Origin of the sequence: Brevundimonas sp., from assembly GCF_016463485.1 — a bacterium.
Lineage (GTDB): Bacteria > Pseudomonadota > Alphaproteobacteria > Caulobacterales > Caulobacteraceae > Brevundimonas.
Map to the genome: position 1 here is coordinate 1 of NZ_JAEMRD010000078.1, position 15,306 is coordinate 15,306.

The window sequence follows — 15,306 nt, forward strand, 5'->3', positions numbered from 1 at the left end:
CTCTTCAGGTTGAAAACCTGACGTCCTAACCGATAGACGAAGGGACCGCTGCGCGAGAGCGGGCGATATAGCGGGCGATTTCGGGGGGCGCAAGCATCGAAACGCGGTATTTTGACAGGGACGATCGAGACGCCGTTTATTGGGCCATGCGGGGGTCGGCGATGTCTTCGATCTCGAACTGCACGCCCTTCCGGCCGTTCCAGTCGTCGGCCTTCAGGCGACCGGCCACGTTCAGACCGCCCTGCCCGGCCAGCAGCGCCTTTCCTCCCGGCAGATCGGCACAGCGCCAGGCGATGGCCTTTACCGAATGACCGTCGGCACCGACCAGACGACAGCGGACATGCCCTCCCGCCATCGCGACCGGTTCGCGCGCCTGCACACCGCTGAGCGCAAACAGCGGCTCGGGGTTGGCCGGGCCGAAGGGAGCCAGTTGCTCGAACGCCTCGAACAGGGCACGCGTGGCGCCGAAGGGTTCGATCAGGGCGTCGATCTCGACACGGTCGATCGCTTCGGCCTCGGCCTGTTCGCCGGAAAGCCGGTCATTGAGGAAGTCGCGCAGTTCGTCGATCCGGTCGGCGCGCACGGTCAGGCCCGCCGCCATGGCGTGACCGCCGCCGGCCATCAGCACACCTTCGTTCCAGGCCGCCTGAATCGCCCGCCCCAGGTTCATGCCCGGCTGCGACCGGCCGGAGCCCTTGCCGATCCCGTTCACGGCATCGACGCCGATAACGATGACCGGCTTTCTCCAGCGTTCACGCAGCCGGCCCGCGACGATGCCGACCACGCCGGGATGCCAGTCATCGCCGGCGATTACGACGACCGCAGAGCCATCGGCGTGACGGCCCGTCTGTTCGACCCGACGCGTGGCCTCCTCGGTGACCTCGCGTTCGACCTCGCGGCGGGCGATGTTCAGGGCGTCGAGTTCCTGGGCCAGATGACACGCCTCATCCGGATCGTCGGTCGAGAGCAGCCGTGCGCCGAGATCCGACTTTCCGATTCGACCCCCGGCATTGATTCGCGGACCCAGGATGAAGCCCGCATGATTCGACTTCGCCGGACCCTCGACCGCTCCCGAGGCGGCGAGCAAGGCTTTCAGGCCGGGATTGCTCCAGGACGACATCACGCCCAGCCCCAGTCCGGTCAGGGCCCGATTGAAGCCGGTCAGGCCGGTGACGTCACAGATCGCACCCATGGCGGCGAGATCGAGCCATTGCCGGATGTCCGGCTGGCCCCGGTCGGCGAACAGACCCCGGCTACGCGCCTCACGGTTCAGGGCGGCCAGCAGGACGAACACCACCCCGGCCGCCGCCAGATTGCCCTGGCCCGAATTGCAGCCCGGCCGATTCGGGTTGACCACCGCCAGGCACTGTGGCGGTTCCTCGCGCATCATGTGATGGTCGACGACCACCACATCCAGCCCGATCGCCGTCGCATGAGCCACCGCCTCATTGGCCGCCGCACCGCAGTCGACCGTGATGACCAGATCGGCCCCGGAAGCCTTCAGGGTGTCGAAGGCTTTTGCGCTGGGGCCGTAGCCTTCGGTGATGCGGTCGGGGACATAGATCGGAAGCTCGGCCCCCATGGCCCGGAACCAGCGCACCAGCAGTGCCGCGCTGGAGGCCCCGTCCACGTCATAGTCGGCAAAGACGTGGACGCTGCGACCCTGGACCAGGGCGTCGATGATGGCGGTCGCCGCCGCGTCCATGTCCATGAAGCTGGAGGGATCGGGAAACAGGGCCTTCAGCGTCGGCTTCAGAAAGTCGGCACCCTGATCGGCCCGGACGCCCCGCGCCGCAAGGGCACGCGCCAGCGGCTCGTCGAGGCCGAGTGCCTGCATATGGGCACGGGTGACGGCAGGCTCGGCCGGACGCTGTCGCCAGGTGCGGCCGGTCAATGACCGTGTGACGTCAAGGAAGGCGGGAATGGGTGAGCCGTCGGCCATGCGAAGGCGGCCTAAGGGCGCGGCCGGTCGATGGGCGGCGGTGCCGTGGCCCGGGCGCGCAGGGCCGCAGCGCGCGCCTCGATATCTTCGGTCGTCTGGACGGCCTCAGGCGAGACCGGAGTGGCCGCAATCCGGGCGGCGACGTCACGCTGGAAGGCCTCGGCATCGCCCAAGGTCCACTCCAGTCGCTCGACCTCCCCGGCCAGGGCACCGCCGGTGGCGCGCAGGGTATTGACGCGCGCCGCCACCTGGACAGGCTCGGGCGCGGGCGTAGCCTTGGGGAAATCCTCCCAGCGCGGATAGCTCCGGTTGGCCTCGACCAGGGCCACCACGCGGGGCGCGACCGGAGACGCGGCATCCACCTGGGGGTCAAAGGCCCCGACACAGCCGGACAGGCAGACGCCGCCAACCAGCATTGCCGCCAACAAGACCGGCCGAAGAATCTTTTTCCGCGCGCACACGTTCATTTCGGGGTCGGTCATATGCCATGATCGCGACCGGCGGAAGGCGGCATCCCGTTCGCTCCGCCAGGAAACGCCAGAAGGACACCCGATGGCCAAGCGACCTACTCCGGCCTCCGACCTGCCCTCCTCCGCTGACCTGCCGCCGGCTGCGCCGCGAAAATCGGGTCGCCCGACCTCGGCCAAGCCGCCCCGTCCGCGCGCAAAGAAGGCGGCCGCCGAAACGGCAGCGCCCCTGCCGCCGCCCGAGCCGAAGCCCCAGCCCGAGACCCCGCCCTCCTTGGCCGACACCGCCGAAGCGGCGGCCAACCCGTTCGGCACCATGGGGGCCGAGCAGCAGGCCATGCTGGAGACCCTGTCTCTCAACCTGGCCAGGGCCGCGATGACGGCGCAGGCGGCGATGGCCGAGGCGGCGCTTTCCGGCAGGGGAAAGGACCCCGTCGCGGCCATGAACCCCGACCCCTTCAACGTCGGTCCAGCCATGACCGAGGTGATGACCAGCCTGGCCGCCAAGCCCGAAAAGCTGTTCACCGCCCAGGCCGATCTGTTCAACCGGTATCTGGACCTGTGGGCCACGACCACCCGGCGCGCCGCCGGTCAGGACGAAGCCTCCGCCGCCCCGCCGAAAGGTGCCGACAAGCGGTTCAAGGATCCGGCCTGGTCGGAAAACCCCATGTTCGACATGATGCGTCAGTCGTACATGGTGACGTCGGACTGGATGAACGGCCTCGTCGCCTCGGTCGAGGATGTCGATCCCCTGACCAAGCGCCGCGCCGAGTTCTTCACCAAGCTGCTGACCGATGCCTTCTCGCCCGCGAACTTCCTGGCCTCCAACCCGGCGGCGCTGAAGGCGATGGCCGAGACCAACGGCGAATCGCTGGTCAAGGGCATGCAGAATTTCGCCGCCGACCTGGAACGCGGCGCCGGCAAGCTTCAGATCAGCCAGGCCGACTACGGCAAGTTCGTCGTTGGCGAGAACGTCGCAACGGCACCGGGTCAGGTGGTCTGGCGCGACGAACTGTTTGAGCTGATCCAGTTCGACGCCGCGACGGAGCAACAGCACCGGATTCCGCTGCTGATTTTCCCGCCCTGGATCAACAAATTCTACATCATGGACCTTCAGCCGGCGAACTCGATGATCCGCTGGCTGTCGGCCCAGGGGTTCACGGTGTTCGTCTGTTCCTGGGTCAATCCGGACGTCGACAAGGCGGCGTTCGGCTTCGACGAATACCTGCACAAGGGCATTTATCGCTGCACCGAAAAGGCGATGGAACAGGCCGGCGTCGATCGGCTGAACACCGTCGGCTACTGCATCGGCGGCACCCTGATGGGCATCGCCCTAGCCGACATGGCGGCGAAGGGCGACAAGCGGATCAACGCGACCACCTTCTTCGCCGCCCAGCACGACTTTGCCGAGGCGGGCGACCTGCTGCTGTTCACCGACGAGCATTGGCTGGCCCAGGTCGAGCAGATGATGGATGACGCGGGCGGCGTCCTGCCCGGCGCGGCCATGGCCGAGACCTTCAACGCGCTGCGGGCCAACGACCTGATCTGGTCCTTCTTCGTGTCCAACTATCTTATGGGCAAGTCGCCGGCGGCCTTCGACCTGCTGTTCTGGAACGCCGACCAGACCCGGATGCCCAAGGCCCTGCACATGGACTATCTGCGCAGCCTGTACGGCCAGAACAAGCTGTCCAAGGGCGAGTTCGCGGTGGGCGGCCAACGGATCGACCTGGGCAAGGTCAAGACGCCGCTGTATTTCCAGGCCTCACGCGAGGACCATATCGCGCCCATGAACTCGATCTATCGCTCGGCCAAGGCATTCGGTTCGGGCGACCTGACCTTCACCCTGGCAGGGTCCGGCCATATCGCCGGGGTCATCAATGCGCCGGTGGCCAACAAGTACAATCACTGGACCAATGACGCCTTCCCCGACACCCTGGCCGAATGGCAGGCGGGTGCTGTCGAACATCCCGGCAGCTGGTGGCCGCACTGGGCCAAATGGCTGGCCGCGCGTTCCGGGGAGATGGTCCCCGCCCGCGACCCTAAGACCGGCCCCCTCAAGCCGATTGAACCGGCACCGGGGTCCTATGTGAAAGTGAAGTCTTGAAGCGTATCGAGCCCAACCTGCTGCTGGCCGTCGCCACCGGCATTCCTCTGCTCCTGCTGACCCTGACAGCGACCGTGTACGGCGAGGCAGGGCCTGCGTGGCGCTATCCGTTCCTCGCCGGGCTCTACACAGTGATGTTCGTGTTCCTGAACCGCCCGCTGGCCCGGCTGATGAAGATCCGGGTCGATCGGCCGCCGATGATCAGCCTGGAAGCGCCGACCTCGGCCCTGTGGGCCGGTATCTTTCCGCTGGTGGTCATGGTGATGGCGGCCATCCCGTTCTTCATCAGAGGCTGGGACTACGGCCTGCTGGTCGTGATCGCGTCGATCATGTTCGGCTTCACCGTCGATTCGGCGATGAAGGCCGTCAGCCGGGCTTGAAGATCAGAGCGACGCCGTTGTTGCAGTAGCGTTTGCCGGTCGGGCGCGGCCCGTCGTCGAACACATGGCCCTGATGTCCCAGGCAGCGGGCGCAGTGGTACTCGACCCGGGGGATGCCGAGGGCCAGGTCGCGCTTGGTGCCGATATTGGCCGGGTTGACCTGGAAGAAGCTGGGCCAGCCGGTGCCGCTGTCGAACTTCCAGGCCGACAGGAACAGCGGCAGTTCGCATCCTCGACAGACGAAGGTGCCGGGGCGGTGTTCCTCGTTCAGCGGGCTGGTGTAGGGTCGCTCGGTCCCCTCGTGGCGAAGCACATCATAGCTGGCGGCCGGCAGCCGCGCGCGCCACTGGGCGTCGGTGATCCTGCGGAAGGGCGACGAGGCGAAGGCTGATTCATCCGCGCTGGCCGTGCGTGAGGTGCAGGCCGTGATGGCCAGGGCACCGGCACCGGTCAGCAGGGTCCGGCGGTGAGGGATCAGGGTGGCGTGGGTCATGCCTCTACATACGGCGCGCGAAGGCGGAAGGTTTCAAGCCATCTTCCTTCTCCACTGCGGGAGAAGGTCAGGTCAGGCCCGTGTCTTCCCGCAGGCCAAGCATGAGGTTCAGGTTCTGGACCGCTGCCCCCGACGCACCCTTGCCGAGGTTGTCGAGCAGGGCGACCAGACGCGCCTGCGATCCGGTCCGATCGCCGAAGACGTGGAGCCGCATCCGGTTGGTGCCGTTCAGGCCTTCGGGGTCGATGCCGGTCATGGCCTCGGTGGTTTCCAGGTCGGCGACCTCGACGAAGCGGGCCCCGGCATAGTGTTCGGCAAGGGCCCCGTGGAGGACCTCGATCGAGGGCGAGCCCGGCAGGGAGGCCAGGTGCAGCGGAACCTCGACCAGCATTCCCTGGCGATAGGAGCCGACGGCGGGGGCGAACATGACGTCGTGGGTCAGGCCGGTGTGGCGGGTCATTTCCGGCACATGCTTGTGGTGCTGGCTGAGGCCATAGGCGCGGAAGGCGGGGGCCTTCGTCATCCTCGGGCTTGACCCGGGGACGGCCTCGAACTCGGAGATCATCGACTTGCCGCCGCCGGAATAGCCGGACACGGCATTGACCGTCACGAACCGGTCGGCGGGTACGATCCCGGCATTCACCAGCGGCCGCATCAGGGCGATGAAGCCGGTCGGATAGCAGCCGGGATTGCTGACCCGCGTCGAGCCCCCGATGGCCGCCCCCTGCCCTGCGTCCATCTCGGCGAAACCGTAGGTCCAGCCGTCGGCGACCCGGAAGGCCGTGGAGGCGTCGATGACCCGGGTGGTGGTGTTGTCGATCATGCCGACGGCCTCGATCGCGGCGTCGTCAGGCAGGCACAGGATCACCGCATCCGCCGCGTTCAAAGCCTCGCGCCGCGCGGCCGGATCCCGCCTGCGGTCGCCCAGCAGGATCAGCTCCAGATCGGCGCGCGCCTCCAGCCGCTCACGGATTTCGAGACCGGTAGTTCCGGCTTCGCCGTCGATGAAGATGGTGTGGGTCATCTGACGCTCCTGACCCTTCTCCCCTTGCGGGAGAAGGTGGCCCGCGCAGCGGGTCGGATGAGGGGTCACGCGGACCCGTAAATCAATGGCTTTCAAACCCTGTGGACAGAGCGGTGTGACCCCTCATCCGTCAGGCTTCGCCTGCCACCTTCTCCCACAAGGGGAGAAGGATGAAAAAAGGGCGCTCCGGTTTCCCGAAGCGCCCCAATCCAAACCGTACGAAACGACTTAGCGCTTCGAGAACTGGAAGGACTTGCGGGCCTTGGCGCGGCCGTACTTCTTGCGCTCGACCACGCGGCTGTCGCGGGTCAGGAAGCCGTGCGGCTTCAGGACCGGGCGCAGGGCCGGCTCATAGTGGGTCAGGGCGTGCGACAGGCCGTGGCGGATGGCGCCGGCCTGGCCGGACAGGCCCGAACCTTCGACGGTGCAGACGACGTCGAACTGGGTCTCGCGGCCGGTGACGACCAGCGGCTGGGCGATCATCATGCGCAGGATTTCGCGAGCGAAATACTGGAGTTGATCCTTGCCGTTGATGGTGAACTTGCCGGTGCCGGGCTTGACCCAGACGCGGGCGATCGCGTTCTTGCGCTTGCCGGTCGAATAGGCGCGGCCTTGCGCGTCCAGCTTCTGGACGTATTCGGGAGCGGCTTCGGCGGTGGTGCCGAGGCCCTTCAGGGCGTCGAAACCCGTGGCTTCGGGGGCGGTGACGTCGGTCATGCTCAGATGCTCCGGAAGTTCTTGGCGGACATCGACTTGAAGTCGACGATTTCCGGCTGCTGGGCTTCGTGGGTGTGGGTGGCGCCGGCGAAGATGCGCAGGTGGGTCATCTGCAGGCGAGCCAGCGGGCTTTCCTTGGGCAGCATGCGCTCGACGGCCTTTTCCAGGACGCGCTCGGGGAAGCGGCCGTTCAGGACCTTCTGCGGGGTGGTCGACTTGATGCCGCCCGGGTGGCCGGTGTGGCGATAGTAGATTTTGTCGGTCAGCTTCTTGCCGGTGAACACGACCTTGTCGGCGTTGACGACGATGACATGGTCACCGAGGTCGACATGGGGGGTGTAGGTGGGCAGGTGCTTGCCGCGCAGGCGGTTGGCGATGAACGTCGCGAGGCGACCGACAACGACGCCTTCGGCGTCGATGACGATCCACTTCTTGTCGACGTCGGCCGGCTTGAGCGCGACCGTGGTGCTCTTCAGCATGTCGGTGGATTCCTGGAAAACGAAACGGGCGGCCCGAGCCAACAGCGGTCGGAACGAGCGGAAGGCGCGCTAGTAGAGGATGGGTGTGCGGAGGTCAATGCAACTGATATGCACGACCCACAACTACATCATTGTTTTTAGGTCATTTTTTTAATACGGTATTAAAATACCGTATCTGCTGGCGGTGATCTTGCCGGTCCTGGCCTGACGCGATCGTCTTGCGGCCGTCCCTGAAGTGGCGGTGGCGGCCTGAAAAACACACCGCCAAAGCGCCAAAGCGCCACGGATGAAGCGGCTCACGACCGGATCGAACCTGTGCGGTCCGCTTCGTTGGACGTGTCAAAGACCGTCATTGCGAGATGGTGAAGTCGAGCGATACCGCAAGAGTCGGAACGGAATATTTTCCTAAAAGTCGGCCTATCGACGACGTGGTCCGGACATGAACAGTCTCGGCTGCGAGCGACGCACCATCCACAGGTTCATCGTCGCCAGCATCAACACGATCGCCGCGCCCGCCTGATGCAGTCCACCCAGCCAGAGAGGCACGGCGTGGGTCAGGGTCACGATGCCCAGCGCCGCCTGAAGCCACAGCGCGCCCGCCACCACGAAGGCGAAGGCGCCGAGACCCTCGGCCAGCCGCCAGCGCCAGCCCTGGATCGCATAGGCCGTGCCGAACGCCACCAGGACGTAACCCCAGATGCGGTGGTTGAACTGGACCAGGGCCTGATCATGCAGGAAGGCCAAGGCCCCTTTGCCCCACTCCACCGGCGGGAAGAACTCACCGTTCATCATCGGCCAGTCCGTATAGACGAACCCCGCCTTGGCCCCAGCGACCAGCCCACCCAGCAGACACTGCACGAAAACGGCTCCCAGCAGGACGGCGGCACCTCGGCTCCAGCCCTCTGGCGAGCGCGAATGCTCCTCCCCGGCCCAGGCCTCCAGCCCCGTCCAGATCAGGCCGGCGAAGATGGCGAGGGCCAGGCCCAGGTGGACGGTCAGCCGCTCCGGCGCGACATCGACCCGCTCCGACAGGCCCGACGACACCATCCACCAGCCGATCAGGCCCTGAAGGCCGCCCGCCCCCAACAGCAGGAAACAGCGCCAGATAAGCCGGCGGGGAATCTTGCGCATCAGCAGGAAGACGACGAACGGAACGGCGAAGACGACCCCGATCAGCCGGCCGAACAGACGGTGCGCCCACTCCCACCAGAAGATGCCCTGGAACTCGGCCATGCTCATGCCGGCGTTGATCTGGGCGTACTGGGGGATGGCCTTGTATCTCTCGAACGCCTCGGCCCAGGCAGCGGGATTCATCGGCGGCAGCGCACCCATGATGGGCTTCCATTCCGTGATCGACAGGCCCGATCCGGTCAGGCGGGTGATCCCGCCGATGACCACCATGGCGAACACCATAGCCGCACAGACGAACAGCCATATCGCGACCGATCGACTTTGTTCGCGATAGCCCAAACGCTTCATTCGACGCCTGCCGTCCTGACGGATACACTGTCGTTCTGAACGGAGGCGAAGGATCGTCCCCGGACCTTGGCGGTATGCCCGGCCATCAAGGCAAGATCAAAGCGGTTTTCCGAACCTCGTCGTCGCAGGCGGGATCGGGCGGGCACGGAGAACGGACGCCTTGCAGTACGCCGACATCCTCATCGCCGTCGTGGGCGTCCTGATCGTGGCCGGGATCGCCGACATGCTGGGCGGCAAGCGCGGATTCGGCGGGGCGCTGCTGGTCGCCTCGGTCGGGGCGGCCTGCGGCTGGTTCCTGGTCATCCGGGTGTTTGCCCTGACGACCATGGACGACTGGAACTGGATCCTGTGGGCGCTGGGCGGGGCCGCCCTCAGCCTGCTGGCCTATTACCTGTTGAGGAACAAGCGATGAGCGGACCCGTCGAACGGCCCAGCCCCCGCCGCGCCCTGGCCGCCCTGCTGACCCTGATCTTCCTGGCCGCCTATGTCTGGACCGTCATCGCCATCGGCGACCGGCTGCCGGACCGGTGGTGGATCGACCTGCTGCTGTTCGGCGGCGCAGGCCTGGTCTGGGGCGTGCCCTTGATCCCGCTGTATTCGTGGGCCGAGCGCGGCGGCAGAAAGCCGTAGAACGACAAACGGGGCCGTCTTTCGACGACCCCGTTATTGACGCATTCTCTTATCGAAAATGGTCGGAGCGACAGGATTCGAACCTGCGACCCCTTGACCCCCAGTCAAGTGCGCTACCAGGCTGCGCCACGCTCCGAGAGGCGGTCCTATAGCGGGGCACCCTCGCCGCCGCAAACCGAAAATCGGGAAAAGCGCTTCAGGCCGCCAGCACGGCGTCCAGGCGAGCGCGGGCGGCCTCAAGATCGGCGATGACGGCAGCGAGACCTTCGTGGGCTTCGATGGTTGCGGGCGACGCATCCGACCCAGCGGGCGCTATGGATTGGGCTGGCTCCGCATCCATCACGAAGGTCGCGTCCGGATCGCCATAGGCAGCCAGGCGGGCCAGGCCCTGATCCTTGTGCAGGCGCTGCACGCCCTTGATGGTCAGGCCCTCGTCATGGAGCAGGCGTTTGATGGCCTTCAGGACCACGATGTCGTTGGGACGATAGAACCGACGGCCTCCGGCGCGTTTCACCGGCGTCACGAAGGTAAATTTGGTCTCCCAGAAGCGCAGCACGTGGTGGGGCGCGCCGACGGCGTCCGAGGCTTCGGATATGGTACGAAAAGCCTGAGGGCCTTTGATGGCGGGCTTGACGGCCAAGGGATCAGGCCCCGACGCCCGCGTCGTGTACCTTGGACTTCATGATCTGGGACGCGCGGAAGCTGATGACCCGGCGCGGATTGATCGCGGCCGGCTCGCCCGTCTTGGGGTTGCGCCCCATGCGGGCGCGCTTGTCGCGGACCTGAAAGACGCCGAATCCGGACAGCTTGACCGTCTCGCCGCGCTGCAGCGCCTCGACGATCAGCTCCAGGGTGCGTTCGACCATGGTGGAGCATTCCTGTCGCGACAGACCGACCTCTTCATGGACGGCCTCGCAGAGGTCGGCGCGGGTCAGGGTGCTCTGTTCGCCCAAAATGTTCGCTCCAATGATCCCGACCCGTTCATAAAGCGGGGAAAACCGCGCAAAGTCAAAGTCGGAAGCGTCACCTTACAGGCGAATTGCGCACGCACCCCAGGTCAGGCCGCCGCCCATGGCCTCCAGCAGCACCAGATCGCCGCGTTTGATGCGCCCGTCCTGGATCGCCGCGTCCATCGCCAGGGGAATCGAAGCGGCCGAGGTGTTGGCATGAAGGGCCACGGTGGTGATCACCTTGTCCTCGTCCAGACCCAGCCGATCGCCGACCCCCTTGATGATTCGCTGGTTGGCCTGATGCGGCACGAACCAGTCGACGTCGGCGATCTCGATGTCGGAGGCGGCGCAGGCGGCGGTGATGGCCTCGGCGATGTTCACGACCGCGTGGCGGAACACCTGATTGCCCAGCATCCGCAGATGGCCGACCGTGCCCGTCGTGGTCGGACCGCCGTCGACATACAACAGGTCCGTCTTGGTACCGTCGCAGCGCAGGGCGAAACCCAGCAGGCCCTGGTCCGCCTTGGTCCCCTCGCCTTCGCGCGGCTCGACCACAAAGGCCCCCGCACCGTCGCCGAACAGGACGCAGGTGGTCCTGTCGGTCCAGTCCATCAGCCGGGTCATCTCCTCGGCGCCGATGACCAGGGCGCACCGGGCCATGCCGCGCGCGACGAAGCCGTCGGCGACGCTGAGCGCATAGACAAAGCCCGAGCACACTGCCTGAACGTCGAAGGCGATGCCGACCGGACAGCCCAGCTTGCGCTGCACGATGGAGGCGGTGGCCGGAAAGGTCATGTCGGGAGTCGTCGTGGCGACGATGATCAGGTCCACGTCGGCCGGGGTCTTGCCCGCGTCGGCCAGGGCGCGACGCGCGGCCTCGGTCGCCAGATCGCTGGTCGGCTGGTCGTCGCGCGCCTGATGGCGCTGGCGGATGCCGGTGCGCTCGACGATCCATTCGTCGGAGGTGTCGACGAACTTTGACAGGTCCGCATTGGTGACGACCTTTTCCGGCAGGAAAGAGCCGACGCCGGTCACGGCGCTACGGGTGACGCTCACTACTGACTCTCTCCGGAAATCGTCGGGCTTTCGGTGGGCTGGGCGGCATGCATGACGGCGTCAAGCTTGCCCATCTTCTCGCCGACCTTGACCAGGTAATCACTGCGAGCCAGGTCGACGCCGATACGGATGGCGTTCCCGAACCCCTTGGCATTGGCCCCGCCATGGCTCTTCACCACGATACCGTTCAGTCCCAGAAGCGGCCCGCCGTTGATGGCGCTGGGGTCTATCTTCTGGCCCATGGCCTTCAGCGCCGGCAGGGCGATCAGGGCACCCAGCCTGGCCTGTACGCCGGATGTGAGGGCTTCCTTCAGCAGGGCCGAGATGAAACGCGCGGTGCCCTCGGCCGTCTTGAGCGCGATATTGCCGGTGAAGCCGTCGGTCACGACCACATCGACCGTGCCCTTGGCGATGTCGTCGCCCTCCACGAAGCCGTGGTAGTTCAGGTCGAGGCCCCCGGCGCGCAGCACCGCATGGGCCTCGCGCACATCCTCGTGGCCCTTCATGTCCTCGGAGCCGACGTTCAATATGCCGATGGTGGGACGGCCGGAGCCGTGGACGGCGGCGTGAAAGGCCTCGCCCATGATGGCGAACTCGATCAGCTGTTCGGCGTCGCTTTCGATATTGGCACCGACGTCCAGAACCGCCGTCACGCCCTTCAGTGTCGGCCAGCTGGCCACGATGGCGGGGCGCTCAAGGCCCGGCGCCGACATCCGCAGGAGCAGCTTGGAGATCGCCATCAGCGCGCCGGTGTTGCCGGCAGACACGACGGCACCCGCCTCGCCCGATTTCACCGACTCGACCGCGTTCCACAGGCTGGAGCCCTTGCCGCGCCGCATGGCCTGGGCGGGCTTCTCGTCCATGGCGACGACCTTGTCGGTATGACGTATCTCGCAGACATTGCCGGACAGCTTGTACCGGGCCATTTCGGCCGCGATCGTCGTCTCATCGCCGTGCAGCAGGAACCGCACCCCTTCCCCGCCGTGACGTCGGATGTAGTCGCTGACGCCGGGTACGACGACGGCCGGGCCGTGATCGCCGCCCATTGCGTCGAGGGATATGAGGACTGGGGATGGCAAGAGGCTGTTCGCTCCGGACGCGTGATCGCGTCGCTCATCTATTGGGCGAGGCATACCGCCGCAACGGCGGCGATGCAAAGCGGCTGTCGTTACGTCAGGTTTCCCCGGCGTCCTTCGCCTTGAATTGCTTGAGGACGGCAAACGGCGAAATCTCGGCCGGCTCGTCGGGCTGGACGAACTCCGCGCCCGGCTTTCTCGGGAAGGGATCGAGCGTCAGGACCAGCTGTTCGACGGCATATTGGCCCAGATCGATTCGGCCGTCCTCGATAATGTCGGGAGCGTCATCGTCCAGTGTGATCTCGATCTCGTCGGTCTCGATCGGATCGACCGCCTCGACGAGATCGATCGAGAATCGTTGATCGATCTCGACCGGCAGGGGCTCCAGGGTGATGCCGCAGGTCTGGACCGCGCTGGCCCGAACGCGGCCGGTCAGCCGATAGCCGGCGTTGGCGGCCGGGGCCACCGAGAGGTCGGCGACGAAGGCGTCCAGCGACGCAAGGTCCAGAGCCTTCGCGATTTTCGCCCGCGCCGCCGCGTCCGGTTCCAGCGTCCGGTCCAGACCCTTGCCGATCTCGTTCAGGCGGACCGGCTCACTCAGGGGCAGGGTCGGGGTCATGCGGCGATCTCCGGCCAGACGGGGGCTGCGAGGACATCGGCAAAGCCCTGTCTCGACAGGGCCTCACGCGCCGCCAGTGCGTAACGCGCCAGCGGTTCGGCGCGCCCAGCCTCGTCCGACGCATAGACGTTGCGGGCCAGGTTGGTCGCCAGAGCGGCTGTATCGCCCGCCCGCAGCGGTGCCTCATAGGCGGTCATCCGGCCGTACAGGGCCTCGCCCAGCTTGCGCATCTTCTTGGCCATCGAGACATCTCCGACCCCGAGTTCGCGCAGTACATTGTCCAGAGCCGAAACATAGACGTCGAACAGGCTCTGGGCCGCCGCTGCTCCCTCGGCCGGACCCTCCTGGTCCTCGTCGCGCAGCCGAAGGATCAGCAACAGGGCATGCAGGGTGTAGAGCTCGAAACGCGCATCGATCCGGTCCTCGACGCCCAGGTCGGTATAGAACGCGACCTGGCGGGCCTGATCGGACACCGCCGCATACAGGATCTCACCCACCGGCGGCGGGGATTTGGGTCGTTTTCTCAGCAGAGCAGTCAGCATGTCATGCGGCCCCTTTTCCGCCGCGACGTTGAACTAGGACGCGGGTCCGGTTAGGTCAAAGACCTTGTTGCTCGTCAGGCCCCATCCATGACCCGTATTCCTGCCCTCGTCGCCGCCGTCGCCGTGCTCGGATCCCTGGGTGCCTGCGCTCCCGTGGTGGGGCTGCACGGGTTCCAGGTCGTCGATGTCGCGCCGTCGGACATCGTCGCCGGCACCGACACCAAGGAGACGGTGCTGGCTCGCCTGGGCACGCCCTCGACCACCTCGACCTTCGAGAAGGACCAGATCTGGTACTATATGAGCCAGACGACCGAGCGCTACACCTACAACCGGCCGCAGGTGTCCCAGCGCAGCATCACCGAAATTACCTTCAACGAGGCCGACGGCAAGGTCGCCGCCGTGCGCACCCTGGGTCTGGACGACGGCGAGAAGATCGCCATGGAACGCCGCGAGACCCCGACCCGCGGTCGCGCCCTGACCATCATGGAACAACTGCTGGGCAACGTCGCCCGTGGCCAACTGCCCCGTACCGACGAAGACGTCCCGGGCGCGCGCCGTCCGGACTAAGGAAGCCCCTCTCCCTCCCCCGAGGGGAGGGTGGTCGAAGCGCAGCGGAGACCGGGTGGGAAGGGCAAGGCAAGTCAGCGCCGTTTCGCCTTGCAGCCCCCACCCGATCGCTCCGCGATCTGCCCTCCCCCGAGGGGGAGGGAGAACAGAAAACGCCCCGGAGATCGCTCTCCGGGGCGTCTTTCGTTCCAGCGGCCTGATCCCTGCGATCAGAACACCTTACCGCTCGCCAGCACCGCCAGCAGCAGCAGGGCCACGATGTTGGTGATCTTGATCATCGGGTTCACGGCCGGACCACTGGTGTCCTTGTAGGGGTCGCCGACCGTGTCGCCGGTGACGGCGGCCTTGTGGGCCTCCGAACCCTTGCCGTGAAGGACGCCGTCCTTGTCGGTAAAGCCCTCCTCGATCACCTTCTTGGCGTTGTCCCAGGCACCGCCGCCACTGGTCATGGAGACCGCGACGAACAAGCCGGTGACGATGACGCCCATGAGCATGGCACCGAGGGCCGCGAACGCCGTGGCCTTGTCCGTGATGGCCAGAATGGCGACGAACAGCACGATCGGCGACAGCACGGGCAGAAGCGACGGCACGATCATCTCGCGGATCGCCGCCTTGGTCAGGATATCGACCGCCTTGCCGTACTCGGGCTTGACCTCATAGGTCATGATGCCCGGGTTCTCGCGGAACTGGCGACGCACCTCGGCGACGACCGCCTCGGCCGCGCGCCCCACCGCCATCATCGACATCCCGCCGAACAGGAAGGGCAGCAGCCCCCCGAACA

At 66.4% G+C, this 15,306-nt stretch carries 19 protein-coding genes and 1 tRNA gene; 5 read left to right on the forward strand and 15 right to left on the reverse strand.

Going from position 1 to position 15,306, the window contains the following annotated elements:
- Window positions 1-136: 136 nt before the first annotated feature.
- Together recJ and JHC99_RS11645 are read right to left on the reverse strand one after the other, a co-directional pair.
- Window positions 137-1,942 (reverse strand): single-stranded-DNA-specific exonuclease RecJ, encoded by a 1,806-nt coding sequence (gene recJ / locus JHC99_RS11640; protein WP_292154392.1) that lies wholly within the window; start codon window positions 1,940-1,942, stop codon window positions 137-139.
- Between the two features lie 11 nt (window positions 1,943-1,953).
- Window positions 1,954-2,358 (reverse strand): hypothetical protein, encoded by a 405-nt coding sequence (locus JHC99_RS11645; RefSeq protein WP_292154394.1) that lies wholly within the window; start codon window positions 2,356-2,358, stop codon window positions 1,954-1,956.
- A 136-nt stretch (window positions 2,359-2,494) separates the two neighbouring features.
- On the opposite strand from JHC99_RS11645, the gene phaC reads away from it, so the two are divergent.
- Window positions 2,495-4,513: a class I poly(R)-hydroxyalkanoic acid synthase gene (phaC, locus tag JHC99_RS11650; RefSeq protein ID WP_292154395.1), complete on the forward strand. Its 2,019-nt coding sequence runs from the start codon at window positions 2,495-2,497 to the stop codon at window positions 4,511-4,513.
- Window positions 4,510-4,893, forward strand: a complete 384-nt coding sequence (locus JHC99_RS11655; protein WP_292154397.1) for a hypothetical protein — start codon at window positions 4,510-4,512, stop codon at window positions 4,891-4,893. Before phaC ends, JHC99_RS11655 begins: the two co-directional genes overlap by 4 nt.
- Here JHC99_RS11655 and msrB read toward each other — a convergent pair.
- From msrB to JHC99_RS11680, 5 genes are all read right to left on the reverse strand, one after another.
- On the reverse strand, window positions 4,880-5,386 hold the full coding sequence (msrB, locus tag JHC99_RS11660; protein WP_292154399.1) for a peptide-methionine (R)-S-oxide reductase MsrB: 507 nt from the start codon (window positions 5,384-5,386) through the stop codon (window positions 4,880-4,882). The two genes, JHC99_RS11655 and msrB, sit on opposite strands and share 14 nt — an antisense overlap.
- 67 nt (window positions 5,387-5,453) lie before the next feature.
- Window positions 5,454-6,410, reverse strand: coding sequence for an N-acetyl-gamma-glutamyl-phosphate reductase (argC, locus tag JHC99_RS11665; RefSeq protein WP_292154401.1), 957 nt, complete (start codon window positions 6,408-6,410; stop codon window positions 5,454-5,456).
- 228 nt (window positions 6,411-6,638) lie between these two features.
- The gene (gene rpsI / locus JHC99_RS11670; protein ID WP_292154403.1) at window positions 6,639-7,127 is read right to left on the reverse strand and encodes a 30S ribosomal protein S9; all 489 of its coding nucleotides are present in this window, start codon (window positions 7,125-7,127) and stop codon (window positions 6,639-6,641) included.
- 2 nt (window positions 7,128-7,129) lie between these two features.
- Window positions 7,130-7,606: a 50S ribosomal protein L13 gene (rplM, locus tag JHC99_RS11675; protein WP_292154404.1), complete on the reverse strand. Its 477-nt coding sequence runs from the start codon at window positions 7,604-7,606 to the stop codon at window positions 7,130-7,132.
- A gap of 417 nt (window positions 7,607-8,023) precedes the next feature.
- Entirely contained in the window at window positions 8,024-9,085 is a 1,062-nt protein-coding gene (locus JHC99_RS11680; RefSeq protein ID WP_292154406.1) for a COX15/CtaA family protein, read from the reverse strand.
- Between the two features lie 160 nt (window positions 9,086-9,245).
- Between JHC99_RS11680 and JHC99_RS11685 the strand changes: the two genes are divergently transcribed.
- Both JHC99_RS11685 and JHC99_RS11690 read left to right on the forward strand, forming a co-directional pair.
- Window positions 9,246-9,497: a transglycosylase gene (locus tag JHC99_RS11685; protein WP_292154408.1), complete on the forward strand. Its 252-nt coding sequence runs from the start codon at window positions 9,246-9,248 to the stop codon at window positions 9,495-9,497.
- On the forward strand, window positions 9,494-9,715 hold the full coding sequence (locus tag JHC99_RS11690) for a DUF2842 domain-containing protein (RefSeq protein WP_292154410.1): 222 nt from the start codon (window positions 9,494-9,496) through the stop codon (window positions 9,713-9,715). The genes JHC99_RS11685 and JHC99_RS11690 overlap by 4 nt, the downstream gene beginning before the upstream one ends.
- Before the next feature lie 59 nt (window positions 9,716-9,774).
- Here JHC99_RS11690 and JHC99_RS11695 read toward each other — a convergent pair.
- The 7 genes from JHC99_RS11695 to JHC99_RS11725 form a co-directional block, all read right to left on the reverse strand.
- Window positions 9,775-9,851: transfer RNA gene (locus JHC99_RS11695), tRNA-Pro, on the reverse strand.
- A gap of 60 nt (window positions 9,852-9,911) precedes the next feature.
- The gene (locus JHC99_RS11700) at window positions 9,912-10,355 is read right to left on the reverse strand and encodes a MerR family transcriptional regulator (protein WP_292154412.1); all 444 of its coding nucleotides are present in this window, start codon (window positions 10,353-10,355) and stop codon (window positions 9,912-9,914) included.
- A gap of 4 nt (window positions 10,356-10,359) precedes the next feature.
- A complete protein-coding gene (locus tag JHC99_RS11705; protein WP_292154414.1) occupies window positions 10,360-10,668 on the reverse strand; it encodes an integration host factor subunit alpha in 309 nt (102 codons plus the stop codon).
- A gap of 75 nt (window positions 10,669-10,743) precedes the next feature.
- Window positions 10,744-11,721 carry a beta-ketoacyl-ACP synthase III gene (locus JHC99_RS11710; RefSeq protein ID WP_292154416.1) on the reverse strand — a complete coding sequence of 326 codons (978 nt, stop codon included), beginning with the start codon at window positions 11,719-11,721 and terminating at the stop codon, window positions 10,744-10,746.
- Window positions 11,721-12,800 carry a phosphate acyltransferase PlsX gene (gene plsX / locus JHC99_RS11715; protein WP_292154418.1) on the reverse strand — a complete coding sequence of 360 codons (1,080 nt, stop codon included), beginning with the start codon at window positions 12,798-12,800 and terminating at the stop codon, window positions 11,721-11,723. Before plsX ends, JHC99_RS11710 begins: the two co-directional genes overlap by 1 nt.
- 94 nt (window positions 12,801-12,894) lie before the next feature.
- Window positions 12,895-13,416: a DUF177 domain-containing protein gene (locus tag JHC99_RS11720; RefSeq protein WP_292154420.1), complete on the reverse strand. Its 522-nt coding sequence runs from the start codon at window positions 13,414-13,416 to the stop codon at window positions 12,895-12,897.
- Window positions 13,413-13,958 carry a ubiquinol-cytochrome C chaperone family protein gene (locus JHC99_RS11725; RefSeq protein WP_292154421.1) on the reverse strand — a complete coding sequence of 182 codons (546 nt, stop codon included), beginning with the start codon at window positions 13,956-13,958 and terminating at the stop codon, window positions 13,413-13,415. Before JHC99_RS11725 ends, JHC99_RS11720 begins: the two co-directional genes overlap by 4 nt.
- An 87-nt stretch (window positions 13,959-14,045) precedes the next feature.
- Here JHC99_RS11725 and bamE point away from each other — a divergent pair, with 87 nt between their 5' ends.
- Window positions 14,046-14,525: an outer membrane protein assembly factor BamE gene (bamE, locus tag JHC99_RS11730; protein ID WP_292154423.1), complete on the forward strand. Its 480-nt coding sequence runs from the start codon at window positions 14,046-14,048 to the stop codon at window positions 14,523-14,525.
- 209 nt (window positions 14,526-14,734) lie between these two features.
- Here bamE and JHC99_RS11735 read toward each other — a convergent pair.
- Window positions 14,735-15,306, reverse strand: a 572-nt coding sequence (locus tag JHC99_RS11735) for a sodium/proton-translocating pyrophosphatase (RefSeq protein WP_292154425.1), incomplete at its 5' end; no start/stop codon positions are given.